17 protein-coding genes are annotated in these 19,459 nt (G+C 59.9%); 9 read left to right on the top strand and 8 right to left on the bottom strand.

The window, feature by feature from the left end; genetic code table 11:
- Position 1 precedes the first annotated feature (1 nt).
- Positions 2-832: an NAD(+) diphosphatase gene (gene nudC, locus ACIPZE_RS01485; protein ID WP_400770727.1), complete on the top strand. Its 831-nt coding sequence runs from the start codon at positions 2-4 to the stop codon at positions 830-832.
- Here nudC and ACIPZE_RS01490 read toward each other — a convergent pair.
- Complete coding sequence (locus ACIPZE_RS01490; RefSeq protein ID WP_129393949.1) at positions 800-1,579, bottom strand: TSUP family transporter; 780 nt, start codon at positions 1,577-1,579, stop codon at positions 800-802. The two genes, nudC and ACIPZE_RS01490, sit on opposite strands and share 33 nt — an antisense overlap.
- A 360-nt stretch (positions 1,580-1,939) precedes the next feature.
- On the opposite strand from ACIPZE_RS01490, the gene sfnG reads away from it, so the two are divergent.
- Entirely contained in the window at positions 1,940-3,022 is a 1,083-nt protein-coding gene (sfnG, locus tag ACIPZE_RS01495) for a dimethylsulfone monooxygenase SfnG (RefSeq protein ID WP_400770730.1), read from the top strand.
- Positions 3,023-3,125: 103 nt separating this feature from the next.
- On the opposite strand, the gene ACIPZE_RS01500 is transcribed toward sfnG, so the two are convergent.
- Both ACIPZE_RS01500 and ACIPZE_RS01505 read right to left on the bottom strand, forming a co-directional pair.
- A complete protein-coding gene (locus ACIPZE_RS01500) occupies positions 3,126-3,605 on the bottom strand; it encodes a DUF1348 family protein (protein ID WP_400770732.1) in 480 nt (159 codons plus the stop codon).
- 55 nt (positions 3,606-3,660) lie between these two features.
- The gene (locus ACIPZE_RS01505) at positions 3,661-4,224 is read right to left on the bottom strand and encodes a TetR/AcrR family transcriptional regulator (RefSeq protein WP_283436421.1); all 564 of its coding nucleotides are present in this window, start codon (positions 4,222-4,224) and stop codon (positions 3,661-3,663) included.
- 204 nt (positions 4,225-4,428) lie between these two features.
- Between ACIPZE_RS01505 and pssA the strand changes: the two genes are divergently transcribed.
- Positions 4,429-5,772, top strand: coding sequence for a CDP-diacylglycerol--serine O-phosphatidyltransferase (gene pssA / locus ACIPZE_RS01510; RefSeq protein ID WP_400770735.1), 1,344 nt, complete (start codon positions 4,429-4,431; stop codon positions 5,770-5,772).
- Positions 5,773-5,880: 108 nt separating this feature from the next.
- On the opposite strand, the gene efeO (ACIPZE_RS01515) is transcribed toward pssA, so the two are convergent.
- From efeO (ACIPZE_RS01515) to efeU, 4 genes are read right to left on the bottom strand one after another with little or no spacing between them, the layout of a single operon-like run.
- Positions 5,881-6,705, bottom strand: a complete 825-nt coding sequence (gene efeO / locus ACIPZE_RS01515; RefSeq protein WP_400770738.1) for an iron uptake system protein EfeO — start codon at positions 6,703-6,705, stop codon at positions 5,881-5,883.
- A 29-nt stretch (positions 6,706-6,734) separates the two neighbouring features.
- A complete protein-coding gene (efeB, locus tag ACIPZE_RS01520; protein WP_400770741.1) occupies positions 6,735-8,033 on the bottom strand; it encodes an iron uptake transporter deferrochelatase/peroxidase subunit in 1,299 nt (432 codons plus the stop codon).
- A 17-nt stretch (positions 8,034-8,050) separates the two neighbouring features.
- The gene (gene efeO, locus ACIPZE_RS01525) at positions 8,051-9,250 is read right to left on the bottom strand and encodes an iron uptake system protein EfeO (RefSeq protein ID WP_400770743.1); all 1,200 of its coding nucleotides are present in this window, start codon (positions 9,248-9,250) and stop codon (positions 8,051-8,053) included.
- A gap of 8 nt (positions 9,251-9,258) precedes the next feature.
- Positions 9,259-10,122 carry an iron uptake transporter permease EfeU gene (efeU, locus tag ACIPZE_RS01530; RefSeq protein ID WP_400770746.1) on the bottom strand — a complete coding sequence of 288 codons (864 nt, stop codon included), beginning with the start codon at positions 10,120-10,122 and terminating at the stop codon, positions 9,259-9,261.
- A gap of 286 nt (positions 10,123-10,408) precedes the next feature.
- Here efeU and ACIPZE_RS01535 point away from each other — a divergent pair, with 286 nt between their 5' ends.
- The 6 genes from ACIPZE_RS01535 to ACIPZE_RS01560 all read left to right on the top strand — a co-directional run bounded on the left by ACIPZE_RS01535 (position 10,409) and on the right by ACIPZE_RS01560 (position 17,505).
- Positions 10,409-11,425: an AraC family transcriptional regulator gene (locus tag ACIPZE_RS01535; RefSeq protein ID WP_400770748.1), complete on the top strand. Its 1,017-nt coding sequence runs from the start codon at positions 10,409-10,411 to the stop codon at positions 11,423-11,425.
- Positions 11,426-11,702: 277 nt separating this feature from the next.
- Positions 11,703-13,367, top strand: a complete 1,665-nt coding sequence (locus ACIPZE_RS01540; protein WP_283436425.1) for an AMP-binding protein — start codon at positions 11,703-11,705, stop codon at positions 13,365-13,367.
- A gap of 16 nt (positions 13,368-13,383) precedes the next feature.
- The gene (locus ACIPZE_RS01545; RefSeq protein ID WP_400770751.1) at positions 13,384-14,145 is read left to right on the top strand and encodes an SDR family NAD(P)-dependent oxidoreductase; all 762 of its coding nucleotides are present in this window, start codon (positions 13,384-13,386) and stop codon (positions 14,143-14,145) included.
- A gap of 12 nt (positions 14,146-14,157) precedes the next feature.
- Entirely contained in the window at positions 14,158-15,351 is a 1,194-nt protein-coding gene (locus ACIPZE_RS01550) for an acetyl-CoA C-acyltransferase (protein ID WP_400770754.1), read from the top strand.
- Between the two features lie 133 nt (positions 15,352-15,484).
- Positions 15,485-16,612: an acyl-CoA dehydrogenase gene (locus ACIPZE_RS01555; RefSeq protein ID WP_400770757.1), complete on the top strand. Its 1,128-nt coding sequence runs from the start codon at positions 15,485-15,487 to the stop codon at positions 16,610-16,612.
- A 119-nt stretch (positions 16,613-16,731) separates the two neighbouring features.
- Positions 16,732-17,505 (top strand): enoyl-CoA hydratase, encoded by a 774-nt coding sequence (locus ACIPZE_RS01560; protein WP_283436429.1) that lies wholly within the window; start codon positions 16,732-16,734, stop codon positions 17,503-17,505.
- An 801-nt stretch (positions 17,506-18,306) separates the two neighbouring features.
- Here ACIPZE_RS01560 and ACIPZE_RS01565 read toward each other — a convergent pair.
- Positions 18,307-19,458: an acyl-CoA dehydrogenase family protein gene (locus ACIPZE_RS01565; RefSeq protein ID WP_283436430.1), complete on the bottom strand. Its 1,152-nt coding sequence runs from the start codon at positions 19,456-19,458 to the stop codon at positions 18,307-18,309.
- Position 19,459: the final 1 nt, after the last annotated feature.

Consider the following 19,459-nt stretch of genomic DNA (forward strand, 5'->3'; position numbering starts at 1 on the left):
CATGACAGCTCGCTGGACCACTGCAGTACTCGACACCGATCAACCGGGCGGCTGGGCCGTGGCACGCAGCCCGGAAGGCTTTCTGTTCGATGACAACGGCGCGCTGTTCCCACGGGAATGGCTCAAGCGGCAGGACTTGTCAGTCCTCACTGAGCACGGCATTGGCCATCTCGACGGCGAGCCGGTCTACCTGCTCGAACTGCGCAGTGCCAGCGAGGTGCCGGGTTGCAACTGGAAAGGTCTGCGGGCATTCATGCTCGAGGGTGATCACACGATTTACAAAGTGCTCGGTTACGCCGCGCAGATTGGCACTTGGGCGCGCGAGCATCGTTTCTGCGGTAACTGCGGACAGGCCATGACGCAAGTGCCACGGGAGCGGGCGATGTATTGTCAGCCGTGCGACCTGCGCAGTTATCCGCGCATTTCGCCGAGCATGATCGTGCTGATCACCCGTGGCGACGAGATTCTGCTGGGGCGTTCACCGCGTTTCGTCACCGGGGTTTACAGCACGTTGGCCGGGTTTGCCGAGCCGGGCGAATCGGCCGAGGATTGCCTGATTCGTGAAGTGCGCGAAGAAGTGCAGATCGAGGTGAAGAACATTCAGTACCTGGGCAGCCAGTGCTGGCCGTTCCCGCACTCGATGATGCTCGGCTTCCATGCCGAATACGCCGGTGGCGAGATTGTCTGTCAGGAAGACGAGATCGAAGACGCCCAGTGGTTCAACGTGCACGACCTGCCGCCGTTGCCGGCGTCCAAGTCGATTGCCCGTTACCTGATCGACGTCTACGTGGCGCGGCGCTTAGGCCACGCTGAACCAGTGTTGCCAGGCTAGGCGCACGGTCAAACCCAACACCACGGTGATGAACACCGGGCGAATGAACTTGGCGCCACCGCTGATTGCGGTGCGCGCGCCAAAGAACGCGCCGACCATCACCGACAGGCCCATGCTCAGGCCGATGATCCAGTCCACCTGCCCGGAAAACACGAACACCGACAGCGCCGCAATGTTGCTGACGAAGTTCATGCTGCGCGCCACGCCGCTGGCCTTGACCAGATCGATCGGGTAGAGCAGAAGGCTGCTCACTGTCCAGAACGCGCCGGTGCCGGGGCCGGCCACACCGTCATAGAAACCGAGGCTGAAGCCTTGGGTCGATTGCCATTTCTTCTTGATCGGTGCGTCGCTGTCCAGCGGCGCTTTTGGCGTACCGCCGAACAGCAAATACAAACCGCAGGCGAAGACGATCACCGGGAGCATCTTGTTCAGCCATTCCGCCGGCAGGTAATGGGCGACGATGGCGCCGGTCAATGCCCCGACCAATGTGCCGACAATCGCGTGCACCCATTGGCGTGGATGGAACAGCTTGCGTTTGTAGAAGGTGAAACTGGCGGTGGCCGAGCCGAACGTCGAGCTGAGTTTATTGGTGCCCAGCACCAGGTGCGGTGGCAGGCCGGCGGTCAGCAGCGCAGGCGTGGTCAACAGACCGCCACCGCCGGCGATGGCATCGATGAAACCGGCAATGAAAGCGACGATAGCCAGAATGGCCAGGGTGGTGAGGTCAACGCTGAGTTCGAAAGGCATGGAATCGGCTTATTCGGCAGGGCGCAGAACGGGAGCTGCGGGGAGGGCGGTCATGTTACCTGTATCCAACTTTTGCGGCGACCCGTCTGACGCCTTCGCGAGCAGGCTCGCTCCCACAGTTTTTGGGTTGGTCACAAAATCAATATTCACCAAAAATCCCCTGTGGGAGCGGGCTTGCTCGCGAAGGCGGCATCCCAGCCAATGCAAAACCTACTGTTGCCCACTCAACATCCAGCCAACAAATCCCCCTTAAAAAAACATCTTGATAGCCGGGAAACCCAAAAAAATCAGGCACTCCAGCCTTGGCACGCTTGCTGCTCTATCACTCCCATCTCCCCCAAATGTCCCGAGGACACGCCAATGAGTCAGCAAGCCGTGAAATTTGCCTACTGGGTGCCGAACGTCAGCGGTGGGCTGGTGGTCAGCAAGATTGAACAGCGCACCGACTGGGGCATCGACTACAACCGCAAACTCGCACAGATCGCCGAAGCCGCCGGGTTCGAATACGCGCTGACGCAGATCCGCTTCACCGCCGGTTACGGCGCCGAGTTCCAGCATGAGTCGGTTGCGTTCAGTCATGCCTTGCTGGCCGCCACGACCAGACTGAAAGTCATCGCAGCCATTTTGCCCGGCCCGTGGCAACCGGCGCTGGCGGCCAAACAACTGGCGACCATCGATCAACTTACCAACGGGCGCATCGCGGTAAACATCGTCAGCGGCTGGTTCAAAGGTGAGTTCCAGGCCATCGGCGAACACTGGCTGGAGCACGACGAGCGCTACCGCCGTTCCGAGGAGTTCATTCGCTCATTGCGCGGTGTCTGGAGTCAGGACAACTTCAGCTTTCGCGGCGACTTCTACCGTTTCGACAATTACACCCTCAAGCCAAAACCACTGGGCCGTCCGGAAATCTTTCAGGGCGGCAGCTCGCGTGCGGCGCGGGACATGGCCGCAAGGGTTTCGGACTGGTATTTCACCAACGGCAATAGCGTTGAAGGGATCAAGGCGCAGGTTGACGATATTCGTGGCAAAGCGGCGGCGAATAACCATTCGGTGAAGATCGGCGTCAACGCGTTCGTCATTGCTCGCGACACCGAGGAAGAGGCGCGGGCAGTGCTGGCGCAGATCATCGATCAGGCCGATCCTGAAGCGGTGAATGCCTTTGGCGACGCAGCGAAACAGGCGGGCAGGGCGTCACCGGAGGGAGAGGGTAACTGGGCGAAATCGACGTTCGAGGATCTGGTGCAGTACAACGATGGTTTCAAGACCAACCTCATCGGTACACCGTTGCAGATTGCCGAGCGGATTGTCGCGCTGAAAGCAGTGGGGGTGGATCTGGTGTTGGCGGGCTTTCTGCATTTTCAGGAAGAGGTGGAATACTTCGGCCAGCGCGTGTTGCCACTGGTGCGCGAGCTTGAATCGGAAAAAACCGCAGCAGTAGCCTGATCGCAACACATCCCCTGTAGGAGCTGCCGAAGGCTGCGATCTTTTGATGTTGTTTTTAAGATCAAAAGATCGCAGCCTTCGGCAGCTCCTACAGGGGGTGAGGTCATAGGCCGAGGTCGGACAGGCCCGGGTGATCATCCGGGCGGCGGCCCAGTGGCCAGCGGAACTTGCGTTCGCTCTCTTTGATCGGCAGGTCGTTGATGCAGGCATAGCGCTGGAACATCAAGCCCTGCTCATCGAACTCCCAATTCTCGTTGCCATAGGAACGGAACCAATTGCCCGAATCGTCGTGCCATTCATAGGCGTAGCGCACGGCGATGCGCGTGTCCGAATACGCCCAAAGCTCCTTGATCAAACGGTAATCCAGCTCTTTTGCCCATTTGCGCGTCAGGAAAGCCTTGGCTTCTTCGCGGTTGTTGGCGAACTCGGCGCGGTTGCGCCATTTTGTGTCGAGGGTGTAAGCCAGCGATACCTTTTCCGGATCGCGGGAGTTCCAGCCATCCTCGGCCAAACGAACTTTGTCGATGGCCGATTCACGATTGAAGGGCGGCAATGGCGGACGTACCTGGGCTGCAGTAGACATGTCAGATCTCCCGATAAAATTTTCGATTCAACAACGAGTCCGGCTTATTCAGGCGTTACAGGTCCAATAACTTACGCGCCATGCATTGCGCATTATCGGCGGCACTGTGATCACCCATGACAAGCGCGACGGTAATGGCCCCGTCAATCAGAATCAGCAACTGTCTGGCTAACTGTTGCGGATCTTCGGCGCCATGTTCGGTACACAACTCGCACACGTAGTCGAGCAGCTTCTGTTTGTGTTCTTTGGCGACCCGCCGTACCGGGTTCTGTGGATCACCGGTCTCGCCGCTGGTGTTGATGAACGCGCAGCCACGGAAGCCTTCCGAGGCGAACCAGCTCTTGAGTACGGTAAACAGGTTGAGCAGGCGCCCGGCCGGGGTTTCGGCCTGATCGACAGCGTTTCTGTACCAGTGCATCCAGCGCTCGTCGCGGCGTTGCAGGGCGGCGACGGTCAGCGCGTCCTTGTCGGCGAAGTAGCGGTAAATGCTTTTTCTCGAGACGCCGGCGGTTTTCACCAGGAGATCCATGCTGGTGGCAGCGATGCCACTTTTGTAGATCAACTTTTCGGTGACGTCGAGGATGATGTCGCGGGTTTCTGTGTTGGTTGATTTGTTCATTCGCTCAACAGTAGAACGAGTGTTCTTCTTTGGCAATGGTTTTTTACGATCAAAGGATCGCAGCCTTCGGCAGCTCCTGCATTGGCCGGTGTAGGAGCTGCCGAAGGCTGCGATCTTTTGATCTGTTTACGGGCACTAACAAGACCCGAAGGATGTGATGGTGTAAGCTCTCGGGTTCTTCGGATTCGACCCATTGCGAGCCCTATGCCGTTGCTTTTCAAACGTTCCTTGCTGCCCAAACTGCGCAGCTTTCCGCTGACCGCCGAGGCCGTGACCATTCTGTCCGGCGCCGCCGAGTTTCGTCGTTGCCTGCTGGAGAAAATCGCCACGGCGACCCAGCGCATCTACATCGTCGCGCTGTATCTGCAGCAAGACGAAGCCGGTCAGGAAATCCTCGATGCCCTGCACGCTGCCAAGCTCAAGCGCCCCGAGCTGGAAATCGCCGTGGTCGTCGATTGGCTGCGCGCCCAGCGCGGCTTGATCGGTGCGGGCAAACAGCCGGGTAACGCGGCGTGGTATCAAGAGATGACCCGCACGCACCAGAGCGAAGTGCCGGTCTACGGCGTCCCGGTGCAAACCCGCGAACTGTTTGGCGTCCTGCACCTGAAAGGCTTCGTGATCGACGATTGTGTGGTCTACAGCGGTGCGAGCCTGAACAACGTCTACCTGCACAAGTTCGACAAGTATCGCTTCGACCGTTATCACCTTCTGCAAAGCCACGAGCTGGCGGACTCGATGCATCATCTGGTCAAGCATGGCCTGATCGAATCGAAAGCTGTGCATCGTCTCGACCTGCCGAACCTGCCGACCACGCGCAGCCTGCGCAATGACATCGGTGATCTGCGCAGTCGCCTCAAATACGCGACCTACGACACGGCCACTGGCAGCACCGCCAGAGATGGCTTGTCGGTTACGCCGTTGCTGGGTGTCGGCAAGAACAACCCGCTGAACCGCGCGATTATCGAACTGATCGCCAGCGCGCAAAAGCAGCTGACCATCTGCACGCCATATTTCAACCTGCCGTTGGGGGTGATCCGCGAGATCAACCGCGCGCTGGCTCGTGGCGTGAAGATCGACATCGTGGTCGGCGACAAGACCGCCAACGACTTCTACATCCCGCCGAGCGAGCCGTTCAAGGTGATCGCGGCGTTGCCGTATCTCTACGAAATCAGCCTGCGCCGGTTTGCCAAGCGGCATCAGCGCACGATCGACAGCGGGCAGTTGAACCTGCACCTGTGGCGTGATGGCGACAACACCTATCACCTCAAAGGCATGTGGGTCGACCAGCGCTATACGCTGCTGACCGGCAACAACCTCAATCCCCGGGCGTTCCGTCTCGATCTGGAAAATGCCTTGCTGATCGATGATCCGAAAGGAGAATGGCTGGCGCCACGGGCGAAGGAGCTGGAAGAGATTTTCCGCCATACCACGCGGATCGACAGCTTTCAGAACCTGGAGACGCTGCCGGAGTACCCGGGCGCGGTGGCCAAGTTTCTCAAGCGCGTGAGCCGAGTGCGGATCGAGCGGTTGCTCTACCGGATTCTCTGACGGTTGCACGCAAAAGATCGCAGCCTCCGGCAGCTCCTACAGGGTATACACCGCCCAATGTAGGAGCTGCCGAAGGCTGCGATCTTTTCTGCTAACAAATCAAATCTGTCAGTTCAGACCGAGTTTGCCACGCAACGTGGACAGGTCTTCAGCCAAAGTATTAACCGGCCCGACCAGCGCCTTGCGGTCGCTGTCCTTGACCTTGTCATACGTCTCGAACCCGCCATCCTTGGTCTTGTACTTGGCCAGAATCTTGTCGACGGTGGCAAAGTTCTTGTCGACCTTCGCTACGAAAGCCTTGTCCTGTTTTTCGATTTGCGGACGGAACAGATCGACGATTTTCTTCGCGCCGTCGATGTTGCCCTGGAAGTCATACAGGTCAGTGTGGCTGTAGCGATCTTCTTCACCGGAGATCTTGGTCGCGGCGACTTCTTCCAGCAGCGCAGCTGCGCCACCGACGACTTTCTCAGGCGGGAAGGTCAGGCCGGCGACGCGGGTCTGCAAGTCCTTGACGTCGCTGTTGAGCTTGTCCGCCAGCTCGTTCAGGCCTTGAGTGCTTTTTTCCGAAAACAGGGTGTACTCGATGCGGTGGAAGCCGGTGAAGTCGTCAGCCTTCACGCCTTTCTCGTGGTCGTCGACGCGGGAGTCGATGGACGCATCGAGGTCACTGAACAGCTCGGCAATCGGCTCGATCGACTCGTAGTAAACGCGGGTCGGTGCGTAGAGCTTTTGCGCGGTGGCCAGGTCGCCTTTCTTCACTGCATCGGTGAACTGCTGGGTTTGGCTGCCCAGTTCATCGAGTTGTTCGGTGACGTAGATCTTGTAGTCCGAAACCGGCCCGACCAGATCCAGCGGTGCCGTGGCAGCGAATGCCGACAGCGGGGTGTTGAGCAAACCAAGGGTCAGCAATAACGCGAGTGGCGTCTTTTTCATGGGGGCGGCTCCAGTGTTGAATGTTGTTTTTATGCAGCGGTTTTCGGTTGTGTGGCGTTGAGCAGCGAGCGACCGATGAAATCCTTGTCGCCCGTGACCCCCGGAAGGGTGAAGAAGTAGCCGCCGCCGACCGGTTTGAGGTATTCCTCAAGCGGTTCGCCGTTGAGGCGGGTCTGCACGGTGATGAAGCCTTTTTCCAGATCGGCCTGATAACAGATGAACAGCAGCCCCATGTCGAGTTGGCCGTTCTTGTTCACGCCATTCGAATAGTTGAACGGACGACGCAGGATCAGGTTGGCCTGGCTCGCAGCAGTGCGCGGGTTGGCCAGACGAATGTGCGCGTCGAGTTTGGTCAGCTTGCCTTCTGGATCTTTGTGGTAATCCGGGACTTCGGTTTCATGCTGGGCACCCATCGGCGCGCCGCTGGTTTTGACCCGGCCGATGATGCTTTCCTGTTCCTGCAACGGCGTGCGGTCCCAGCGTTCGACGAAGTTGCGGATGATCCGCACCGCTTGGTAACTGCCGTGAGCAGCCCAGGCCGGTTCATCGCTGCCCGGTTGCACCCAGACGATGCTGTCCATGGCTTTCGCGTCGTTGGAGTTCGGGTTGGCCGAGCCGTCGCGAAAGCCGAGGAAGTTACGCGCCGATTGTGCCGGCACACCCGGTTTCGCCGGGGCTTGCGGCGGCACGCTGCCTTCCTGCTTCCAGCGCACCAGCAGCAGGTCAGGGAGGTTTTTGACGATGTCGCGCAGGGCGTGAATATTGGTGTCGGTGGTGTTCGAGCAGAACTGCAAACTCAGGTCGCCATGGCAGCAATCGGCTTCCAGCGCATCGTTGGGGAAACCGACCATGCGGATCAGGCGCTTGGGCTTGGCGTCGGCTAGGCCGAACCGCTCGTCGAACAGCGATTCGCCGACGGAAACGGTGATGGTCAGGTTGTCCGGCGTCACGTTCGGGCCGAGGATGCCGGAGTCCGGCGGCGGCAGTTTCGGATCGATCTGCGCAACCGGGCCGCCCTTCATCAGGAAGGCGATGCGTTCGTTGAGGGTGCGGAACAGCCGCTCGAGGTCTTCGCGATCGCTGGCCAGCACGTCGAATGAAACCAGCATGCCCGAGGCCGGGCGCGGGGTGACGATGCCGGTCTGGTGCGTGCCGTGGAAGTCGTGGCGATCTTCGGTCTTGTCGCTGCTCGGTGCTTCAGTGACTTGCGCGGGCGCAGCAGCCATCGCCGGGCAGCTCAGCGCTGAACCTGCGAGAGCGACACCGGCGGCGCCCATGCCCATCAGGACACGGCGACGTTGCAGGTTGAGTGGTTCTGAATCGTTCATCGGTACTCGTCTTCTGCTTACAGGCCGGAGAGGCCGAGGGCGGGATCAATGCCATCAAGTGCGTCGGCCAGAGCCTGGGCCTTGTCGGCGATCTGCTTGCGTTGTTCGCCGCTGACGGAGTCGTAGCTGGCGTAGCCGTCCTTGATCTTGTAGCTGTTGAGTTCTGTGTCGAAGTCGGCCAGTGCCTGATCGATTTTTGGCAGCAGCTCGGCGGCCGATTTGCTCAGCATCGGCCGCAGCAGATCGACGACTTTGTGCGCGGTTTGCGCATTGGCGGCGAAACCGTTGAGGTCGCTGTGGCTGTAGCGTTCCTCTTCACCGCTGGCGGCGCGCACGTCGGCCAGCGTGTTGAGGTTGCGCACGACGATATTGACCAGTTGCTCTGGCGGCAGGGTCTGGGCGAGCAATTGCTGCTTGAGCGTGGTGACGTCGCCCAGCAGGCGCAGGGAAACGACGGCCAGGTCATCGAGTTTGCGTTGCTGGAACAACGCATATTCGATGCGGTGGAAACCGACGAAGGCCGGATCCTGCTCGCGCTTTTCGAAGTAATCGGCGCGGGCGTTGATGTTGTTGTCGAGCTCGGCGAGACGTTGCGCCGCCGGAGCCAGACGCTGATAAGCCGCACGGGCTGGCAGGTAAAGGGCCTGCGCCTGGCTCAGGTCGCCGCTGGCAATTGCCTCATCGAGTGCGGTCACGGCTTTGATCAGTGCGCTGCTCTGGCTGGCCAGGTACACGCGAAATTCCGACAGCGGGCCGACGAAAGCGACCATCGACGGTTTGGCTTTGGCAGCGGCATCAGACGCCGCCGTCGCTGTGACGTGCAGAGTGCCGCGCGGGTTGCTGAGCAAGCCACAGGTGATCGCATAGTCGCCGGGCTGCAGGTTGGCGTTGATCACCTGACTCAGGCCGGGGGCGATGTTTTCGCGTTCTTCGACGACCAGCACGCCGTCGAGGATTTCCCATTCCACCGCGCGCTCGGAGCGGTTGACGATGCGGAAACTGGCGCGACCGGCCGGCACCGTCAGCGCATTCGGCTCGCAACTGCCCGGATGGATATTCACCACAACTTCATCGTGATTGTGCTGACGCTTGGCCGCAGCCATTTTCGAGGCGTACCAGAACAGGCCTCCGGCGGCGATCATGATGACCACCGAACCGGCCACCGCCCAGCGCAAGGCGCGGGGAGGGGAGGCCTGAGGAGTATTAGGCTTTGACATGGAGGCCCTTATTGGCTGGAAGCTGAAGACGATTTGGCGGCGGCTTTGGTATTTGGGAGCGGAGCAGCCGGCGCGGCGGGATAGAAAAACATCACCAGCGCCACCACCAGATAGAGCAGATACGCGCCGAGGGTGCTGACGGTCGGCGTGTCCTGGTAACCGAACATGCCGGCCAACACCGAACCCAACGGGCCGTCCATCGGCAGCGTCGCGCTGAAATCGAAGAGTACGGTTTGCAGGTGATTCCACAGCCCGGCTTCATGCAGCGCCTGCACCGAGTTGGCGAGAATCCCCGCAGCCACCACCAGAATGAACAGCCCGGTCCACTTGAAGAAGGCGGAAAGATTGAGGCGCATGCTGCCGCTGTAGATCAGGAAACCGACGATGATTGCCAGAATCAGGCCGAGCAGGGCACCGATCGGCGCGCCCGGGCCTTCGCTTTGCTGGAACACGGCGAGCAGGAAGAACACCGTTTCCAGGCCTTCGCGGGCGACAGCGAAGAAGACCATGGCGATCAGCGCGATGACCTGATGTTTTGAAGCAGTCAGCGCGTGATCCAGCGAGGCTTGCAGCGAGTGTTTGATCGAACGCGCGACTTTGCGCATCCAGAACACCATGGAACTGAGAATGCCCACGGCCACCAGCCCGACCACGCCTTCGAACAGCTCCTGCTGCTTCTGCGGAAATTCGGCGCTGACCAGTTCCAGGCCACCGCCGACCAACAGCGCCAGGGCAGCCGCAAGGAATACGCCAATCCACACGGCAGGCATCCACTGGCCACGGCCGGTTTGCTGGAGGTAGCTGGCGATGATGCCAACGATCAGCGCGGCTTCGATGCCTTCGCGCAGCATGATCAGAAAAGGAACGAGCATTCGGTGTCCAGTAAGTCATTCGTAGAGGTTACAAGTTGTAACATAATGACAACCATTCTCACATGACATTCATTGATATGAACCTGAACGAAAGCTGAACAAGTTGAAGAACAACCATTCTCATACAGGTGACACCGGAACTTTGTAGGAGCTGCCGAAGGCTGCGATCTTTTGATCTTGGTTTTTAAAATCAAAAGATCGCAGCCTTCGGCAGCTCCTACACGGGTTTTGCGTTGGATGCGGTAAGATGCGGGCCACTCAAAAACAACAAGGTTCACCGCGTTCCATGTCGGAAAAAGACACCATCGCCGTTCAACTGGTGCGTGAAGCGCTGCTGCAAAGTTGTGCCCCGGGCGTGGCCACGGACGAAGTCCTGAACAAGATCGGGATCGATCCGGCGCTGCTGCAAACCGACAACGGTCGGGTGCCGGCCTCGCAGTACGCCAAGCTCTGGCGTTTGCTCGCGCGGCGTGGCGATGACGAGTTTTTCGGCATGGACCCGCGCAAGCTCAGGTCTGGCAGCCTGGAATACCTCTGCCGCAGCGCGATGGCGCAGCCGACACTGGCGGCGGGTTTGAGCAGCGGCCTGGGTTTTCTGTCGTTGATGCTGGAGCGCATGCCGGCGCAGTTGGTGCACCAGCAAAGTCTGGCCGAGATTGTTCTACTGGAAGAAGACCTTGAGCCGCGTCGTGCCTTCAGCTATTTCACTTATTGGATGATCGTCCACGGCGTTGCCTGCTGGCTGGCCGGGCGACGCATTCCGATTCTGGCGATTGAGCTGCGCTGCCAGGCGCCGGACTTCACCGATGACTACCGGGTGATGTTCTCGGAAAACCTGCGTTTCGACCGGCCGCGTACGCGGATGATTTTCTCGGCGGATTGCCTGGATCTGCCGATCAAGCGTTCTGCCGAAGAGCTGAAACGCTTTCTGGCCCATGCGCCGGCCAACATTCTGGTCAAGTACCGCGACCCGCAAAGTCTGGCCAGTCGGATCAAGCAGGATCTGCGGCAGTTGCCGGCTGAGCAGTGGCCGGAAACCGAGGCCCTGGCGCAGCAACTGTGCATGTCGGCCTCGACCTTGCGCCGACGTCTGGCGGAGGAAGGGCAGACCTATCAAGGCCTCAAGGACAGTGTGCGCAAGGAATTGGCGATTGTCTGGCTGGCGGAGCCTTCGATCAGTTTTGTCGAGATTGCCAGCCGTTTGGGTTTTGCCGATGCCAGTTCGTTTTACAAGGCGTTTCGCAAGTGGTCGGGATCGAATCCGGGCCACTACCGGACGCTGATTCTCAACGAAGTTGTCTGACCCGGCCCTATCGCGAGCAGGCTCACTCCTACATTTGGAAGGCATTCCTCTGTAGGAGCTGCCGAAGGCTGCGATCTTTTGATCTTGTTTTAAAAAGGTCAACGTCAAAAGATCGCAGCCTTCGGCAGCTCCTACAGGGGGGCGATGTTGAGCTGTCTTGGCCAAACCAGTCAGCCACTTTGATGGCTTTGACCATTGCTCCAAGCCCCGTACAGCGCGACTATCCCTCTGTTGTTTACGCTTCCCAGCCTAATAAAAACACAGAGGGATTCTGGCAATGCGCGATTACTTGTCTGCCACCACACAGTTCAACTATCAGCACACCGTGGAAGCCGCGCTCAGCGGTTCGCTTGAGGCACTCAACGCCTGCGTCGAATGCTGTGACCGTCACGCGTTGCCGGGGCGTATCGCGTTGTTCTGGGAAGGCCGCGACAGCGCCAGTGCGACATACACCTTCAGCGACCTGCAGGACAAAGCCGCGCGTTTCGCCAACTTCCTCCTCGCCCAAGGCGTGCAGAAGGGTGACAAGGTCGCCGGCCTGCTGCCGCGCAACATCGAATTGCTCATCACCGTGCTCGCCACCTGGCGCATCGGCGCGGTCTATCAGCCGCTGTTCACCGCATTCGGCCCCAAGGCTCTTGAACATCGGCTGAACAGCTCCGGCGCCAAAGTCGTGGTCACCGATGCGGTCAACCGGCCGAAACTCGCCGACGTCGCCGATTGCCCGACCCTCGTCACCGTCGGCGGCGCCAAAGGCCAGGGCATCGTCCGTGGCGATTTCAGTTTCTGGGCCGAACTGGCCAATTATTCCAACGTCTGCGAACCGGTGCTGCTGACCGGCGAAGATCCGTTCCTGCTGATGTTCACCTCGGGCACCACTGGCCCATCGAAAGCGCTGTCGGTACCACTCAAAGCCATCGTCGCCTTTCAGAGCTACACCCGCGATGCCGTCGATCTGCGCCCGGAAGATGCGTTCTGGAACGTCGCCGATCCGGGTTGGGCTTATGGCATTTATTTCGGCGTTACCGGTCCGTTGTCGATGGGCCACCCGATCACCTTCTACGATGGCCCGTTCACCCTCGAAAGCACCTGCCGGGTGATCAACAAGTACGGCATCACCAACCTCACCGGTTCGCCGACGGCGTATCGCCTGCTGATCGCTGGCGGTGATGAGTTTGCCAAGGCAATCAAGGGCAAGCTGCGCATTGTCAGCAGCGCCGGCGAACCGTTGAACCCGGAAGTGATCCGCTGGTTCGCGGACAACCTCGGCGTGGTCATTCATGATCACTACGGCCAGACCGAACTGGGCATGGTGCTGTGCAACCACCACGGCCTCGAACACCCGGTACACATCGGTGCCGCCGGTTTCACCTCGCCGGGGCATCGCATTGTTGTGCTCGATGAGCATTACAACGAACTCGGCGTCGGCCAGCCGGGCATCCTCGCCATCGACCGCGCGCAATCGCCCATGTGCTGGTTCGGCGGCTACCAAGGCGCGCCAACCAAAGCCTTCGTCGGCGATTACTACTTGAGCGGCGACACCGTGGAATGGAACCCGGACGGCAGCATCAGCTTCGTCGGTCGCAGCGATGACGTGATCACCACTTCCGGCTACCGGGTCGGCCCGTTCGACGTGGAAAGCGCGCTGATCGAACACCCGGCGGTAGTCGAAGCGGCGGTCGTCGGCAAACCGGACCCGGAGCGCACGGAACTGGTCAAAGCCTTTGTCGTGCTCAGTGCGCAATACCGCGCGGCGCCGGAGCTGGCCGAAGAACTTCGTCAATACGTGCGCAAGCGTCTGGCCGCGCATTCGTACCCGCGTGAAATCGAATTTGTCAGCGAATTGCCCAAAACCCCGAGTGGCAAATTGCAGCGCTTTATCTTGCGCAACCAGGAAATCGCCAAGGCTCAAGAGGCCGCGGCGCATAACGTTTCAGCTTGAATCAGGAATTACAGTCATGCAGATCGAGAACAAGGTTTTTATCGTCACCGGCGGCGCCTCCGGCCTCGGTGCCGCCACCGCTGAATTGCTGGTGAATGCTGGCGCCAAAGTCATGCTGGTGGACATGAACGCCGAAGCCGTCGCCGCGCAGGCTCAGCGTCTCGGCGCGCACAGCGTGGTGGCCGACATCAGTAACGAAGCCGCTGCCGAAGCCGCCGTGCAGGCAACGGTTTCAGCGTTTGGCAGCCTCAATGGCCTGGTCAACTGCGCCGGCATCGTTCGTGGCGAGAAGATCCTCGGCAAGAACGGCCCGCATGCGCTGAGTAGTTTTGCCCAGGTGATCAACGTCAACCTGATCGGCAGCTTCAACATGCTACGTCTGGCTGCTGCAGCGATTGCCGAGTCCGAAGCCAATGCTGATGGCGAGCGCGGCGTGATCATCAACACCGCTTCGGTGGCGGCGTTCGACGGCCAGATCGGTCAGGCGGCTTACGCTGCCTCCAAAGGCGCCATCGCCAGCCTGACCTTGCCCGCCGCGCGCGAACTGGCGCGCTTCGGTATCCGTGTGATGACCATCGCCCCGGGCATTTTCGAAACCCCGATGATGGCGGGCATGACCCCGGAAGTGCGCGACTCGCTGGCGGCCGGCGTGCCGTTCCCGCCGCGCTTGGGCAAGCCTGCCGAGTACGCTGCACTGGTTCGGCATATCATCGAAAACAGCATGCTCAACGGCGAGGTGATCCGTCTCGACGGTGCCTTGCGCATGGCCGCCAAGTAAGGAGGATTTGTCATGACTATTTCCAACGATCCGATTGTTATCGTCAGCGCCGTGCGCACGCCAATGGGCGGTTTTCAGGGCGAACTGAAAAGCCTCAGCGCACCGCAACTCGGTGCTGCCGCGATCAAGGCTGCGGTGGAACGCGCCGGTGTTGCCAGCGACGCGGTTGATGAAGTGTTGTTCGGTTGCGTGTTGCCGGCGGGGCTCGGTCAGGCACCGGCGCGTCAGGCTGCATTGGGCGCCGGGCTGGATAAATCGACCCGTTGCACCACCGTCAACAAGATGTGTGGTTCGGGCATGGAAACCACGATTCTCGCTCATGACATGTTGATCGCTGGCAGTGCCGATGTGGTGATTGCCGGCGGCATGGAAAGCATGTCCAACTCGCCGTATCTGCTCGATCGCGCCCGCGCCGGTTACCGCATGGGCCACGGCCGGGTGCTCGATTCGATGTTCCTCGATGGCCTCGAAGACGCCTACGACAAGGGCCGCTTGATGGGCACCTTCGCTGAGGATTGCGCCGAGATCAATCATTTCAGCCGCGAAGCTCAGGATGCCTTCGCCATCGCCTCGACCACCCGCGCGCAGCAGGCGATCAAGGACGGTAGCTTCAAGGACGAAATCGTCCCGCTGACCGTAACCGTTGGCAAAGAGCAGGTGCTGATCAGCCACGACGAGCAGCCGCCGAAAGCCAAGCTGGACAAGATTGCCTCGCTGAAACCAGCATTCCGCGAAGGCGGCACGGTGACGGCAGCGAACTCCAGTTCGATTTCTGACGGGGCGGCGGCGTTGGTGCTGATGCGTCAGTCGCAGGCACAGAAACTGGGGTTGAAACCGTTGGCTGTTATTCATGGCCATGCGGCGTTCGCTGATACCCCGGGCCTGTTTCCGGTGGCGCCGATTGGTGCGATCAAGAAGCTGATCAAGAAAACCGGTTGGTCGCTGGGTGACGTCGATCTGTTCGAGGTCAATGAAGCGTTCGCTGTGGTCGGCATGGCCGCGATGACCCATCTGGAAATCCCCCACGACAAGCTCAATGTGCATGGTGGCGCTTGTGCGCTGGGCCATCCGATCGGTGCTTCCGGTGCGCGGATTCTGGTGACGTTGCTTTCGGCGCTGCGCCAGCGCCAGCTCAAACGCGGCATCGCCGCGATCTGCATCGGCGGCGGCGAAGCCACGGCCATGGCCGTGGAATGCCTCTACTAAACACACCACCCCTGTAGGAGCTGCCGCAGGCTGCGATCCTTTGACTTTGCTTTTTAAGATCAAAAGATCGCAGCCTCGTTGCACTCGGCAGCTCCTACAGGGGATTGTGGTAAACCGGATTTAAGGACTCAGCATGATTCCCAACGAAGACCAAACCCAGATCCGTGACATGGCCCGGCAGTTCGCCGAGGAGCGCCTCAAACCGTTCGCCGCCGAGTGGGATCGCGAGCACCGTTTTCCCAAGGAAGCCATCGGAGAGATGGCCGAGCTGGGCTTCTTCGGCATGCTCGTGCCGGAACAGTGGGGCGGTTGCGACACCGGCTATCTGGCCTACGCCATGGCCCTGGAAGAAATCGCCGCTGGCGATGGCGCCTGCTCGACGATCATGAGCGTGCACAACTCGGTCGGCTGCGTGCCGATCCTCAAGTTCGGCAACGACGACCAGCGTGAACGCTTCCTCAAACCGCTGGCCAGCGGCGCCATGCTCGGTGCGTTTGCACTGACTGAACCGCAAGCCGGCTCCGACGCCAGCAGCCTGAAAACCCGCGCACGCCTCGAAGGCGATCACTACGTGTTGAACGGCTGCAAACAGTTCATCACCTCCGGGCAAAACGCCGGGATCGTCATCGTCTTTGCGGTAACCGATCCCGGTGCCGGCAAGCGCGGCATCAGCGCATTCATCGTGCCGACCGACTCACCGGGCTACAAAGTCGCACGGGTCGAAGACAAGCTCGGCCAGCACGCCTCCGATACCTGCCAGATCCTCTTCGAAGATGTGCAAGTGCCGCTGGCCAACCGTTTGGGCGAGGAGGGTGAGGGCTACAAGATCGCCTTGGCCAACCTTGAAGGCGGTCGCGTCGGCATCGCTTCGCAATCGGTGGGCATGGCCCGCGCCGCGTTCGAAGCCGCGCGTGATTATGCCCGTGAGCGCGACACCTTCGGCAAACCGATCATCGAGCATCAGGCCGTGGCCTTCCGTCTCGCCGACATGGCCACGCAGATTGCCGTTGCCCGGCAAATGGTCCACTACGCCGCAGCGCTGCGTGACAGCGGCCAACCGGCGCTGGTCGAGGCGTCGATGGCCAAGCTGTTCGCCTCTGAGATGGCTGAGAAGGTCTGTTCGATGGCGTTGCAAACCCTCGGCGGTTACGGTTACCTCAACGACTTCCCGCTGGAACGTATCTACCGCGACGTGCGCGTCTGCCAGATCTACGAAGGCACCAGCGACATTCAGCGCATGGTCATCTCCCGCAACCTGTAAACCCAACCCCTGTAGGAGCTGCCGCAGGCTGCGATCTGTTGTCTTTGATTTTTTGAAAGAAAGATCAACAGATCGCAGCCCGCGGCAGCTCCTACAGGAGGCGAATTGAGGAGTTATGTATGAGTTATGAAACGATTCTGCTGGAAAACCATGGTCGTGTTGGCCTGATTACCCTGAACCGCCCACAGGCGCTGAACGCCCTGAACGCGCAACTGGTCAGCGAAGTGAACCAGGCGCTCGATGCGCTGGAAGCGGACGCCAACATCGGCTGCATCGTCATCACCGGATCGAAAAAAGCCTTCGCCGCCGGCGCCGATATCAAGGAAATGGCCGAGCTGACCTATCCGCAGATCTACATGGATGACCTGTTCAGCGACAGCGATCGCGTTGCCAACCGGCGCAAGCCGATCATCGCTGCGGTCAACGGTTTCGCCCTCGGCGGTGGCTGTGAACTGGCGCTGATGTGCGACTTCATTCTGGCCGGCGACAATGCCAGATTCGGTCAACCGGAAATCAATCTCGGCGTGTTGCCGGGCATGGGCGGCACCCAGCGTCTGACCCGCGCGGTGGGCAAGGCCAAGGCCATGGAAATGTGCCTGAGCGGGCGTTTGATCGATGCAGTTGAGGCTGAACGTTGCGGGATTGTCGCGCGCATTGTGCCGAGTGATGAGCTGCTCGATGAAGCGCTGAAAGTAGCAGCAGTGATTGCCAGCAAATCGTTGCCGATTGCGATGATGGTCAAGGAAAGCGTCAATCGTGCCTTCGAAGTGAACCTTACGGAAGGCGTGCGTTTTGAGCGCCGGGTATTCCATGCGGCGTTTGCCACCCAGGACCAGAAGGAGGGGATGGCGGCGTTTATTGCCAAGCGTGAGGCTGTGTTCCAAGGCAAGTAAGGCGTCTAGAGCGAAAAGCCCCTCACCCTAACCCTCTCCCGGAGGGAGAGGGGACTGATTGGGGGATATTGATGATCTGCGCCGACCTGAAAGAGCTGTACTGAATCCCTGATCGACCTGGTTTATCCAATCGATAATCGACTCGGTCTTTCAGGTCGATGTATGACGCCAGACACCTCGGTCAACCCCTCCGGTGGGAGAGGGGCTGATTGGGGAATGCTTCGCAGATACGCCGACCTGAACCTGATATAGCGAATCCATAATCGACTCGGTCTTTCAGGTCGATGTATGACGCCAGGCATCACGGTCGGCTCCCTCTCCCTGAGGGAGAGGGGACTGACTGGGGGATATTGATGATCTGCGCCGACCTGAAAGAGCTTTACTGAATCCCTGATCGACCTGGTTTATCCAATCGATAATCGACCCGGTCTTTCAGATCGATGTATGACGCCAGACATCACGGTCGGCTCCCTCTCCCTGAGGGAGAGGGGACTGACTGGGGGATATTGATGATCTGCGCCGACCTGAAAGAGCTGTACTGAATCCCTGATCGACCTGGTTTATCCAATCGATAATCGACTCGGTCTTTCAGGTCGATGTATAACGCCAGACACCTCGGTCAACCACCTCCGGTGGGAGAGGGGCTGATTGGGGAATGCTTCGCAGATACGCCGACCTGAACCTGATATAGCGAATCCATAATCGACCCGGTCTTTCAGGTCGATGTATGACGCCAGACACCTCGGTCGGCCCCCTCTCCCTCTGGGAGAGGGCTGGGGTGAGGGAAAGGGGCCAACACCATTACATCTGGTAGTTCTTCAAGTCGCGGGCAATCACCATCCGCTGAATCTCGCTCGAGCCTTCATAGATCTGGGTAATCCGCGCATCGCGGTAATACTTCTCGACCGGATAATCTTCCAGATAGCCATAGCCGCCATGAATCTGGATCGCCGATGAGCAGACCTTCTCGGCCATTTCCGACGCAAACAACTTGGCCTGCGAAGCCTCTGATAAACACGGTTTACCCGCCGAACGCAGCCGCGCCGCATGCAGGATCATCAAGCGCGCCGCGTTGATCTGCATGTGCATATCGGCCAACAGGTTGGCGATGCTCTGGTGTTCGTTGATCGGTTTGCCGAACTGAATACGGTCGCGCGAATAAGCCAGCGCCGCTTCAAACGCCGCACGGGCAATGCCCAATGCTTGCGCGGCGATGCCGATGCGTCCGCCCTCGAGATTGGACAAGGCAATCGCCAGACCTTTGCCGCGCTCGCCAAGCAGATTGGCTTCGGGAATGCTGCAATTGTTCAACGTCACCGCGCAGGTGTCCGACGCACGAATACCCATCTTGTGTTCGGTACGATCAACGATAAAACCGGCGGTATCGGTTGGCACCAGAAACGCCGAAAGGCCTTTCTTGCCGAGATCCGGATCGGTCACGGCAAACACGATCGCCAGTTTCGCCCGTTTGCCGTTGCTGACGAATTGCTTGGCGCCGTTGATCACCCATTGGCCATCGCGCAGTTCGGCGCGGGTGCGCAGGTTGTGCGCTTCGGAGCCGGCCTGCGGTTCGGTCAGGCAGAAGCAACCGATGGCTTGGCCGCTGGCGAGATCTGCCAGCCAGGTCTGTTTCTGCGCTTCGCTGCCGTAATTGAGTACCGGGCCGCAGCCGACCGAGTTGTGAATACTCATGAACGCGCCAGTCGCGCCGTCGCCAGCGGAGATCTCCTCGACCGCCAAGGCATAGGCCACGTAGTCGACGTAGGTACCGCCCCATTCCTCGGGCACGACCATGCCGAGCAAACCCAGCTCGCCCATCTTCGCGACCAGCGCGTCGTCGATCCAGCCAGCCTTTTCCCAGGCCTGCGCATGGGGCGCGATTTCGCCTCGGGCAAAGTCCCGGGCCATGTCGCGGATCATCACTTGTTCTTCAGTCAGTTCGAGATCGTGCATG

It is taken from the genome of Pseudomonas sp. NPDC089741 (genome assembly GCF_044748825.1).
GTDB lineage: Bacteria > Pseudomonadota > Gammaproteobacteria > Pseudomonadales > Pseudomonadaceae > Aquipseudomonas > Aquipseudomonas helmanticensis.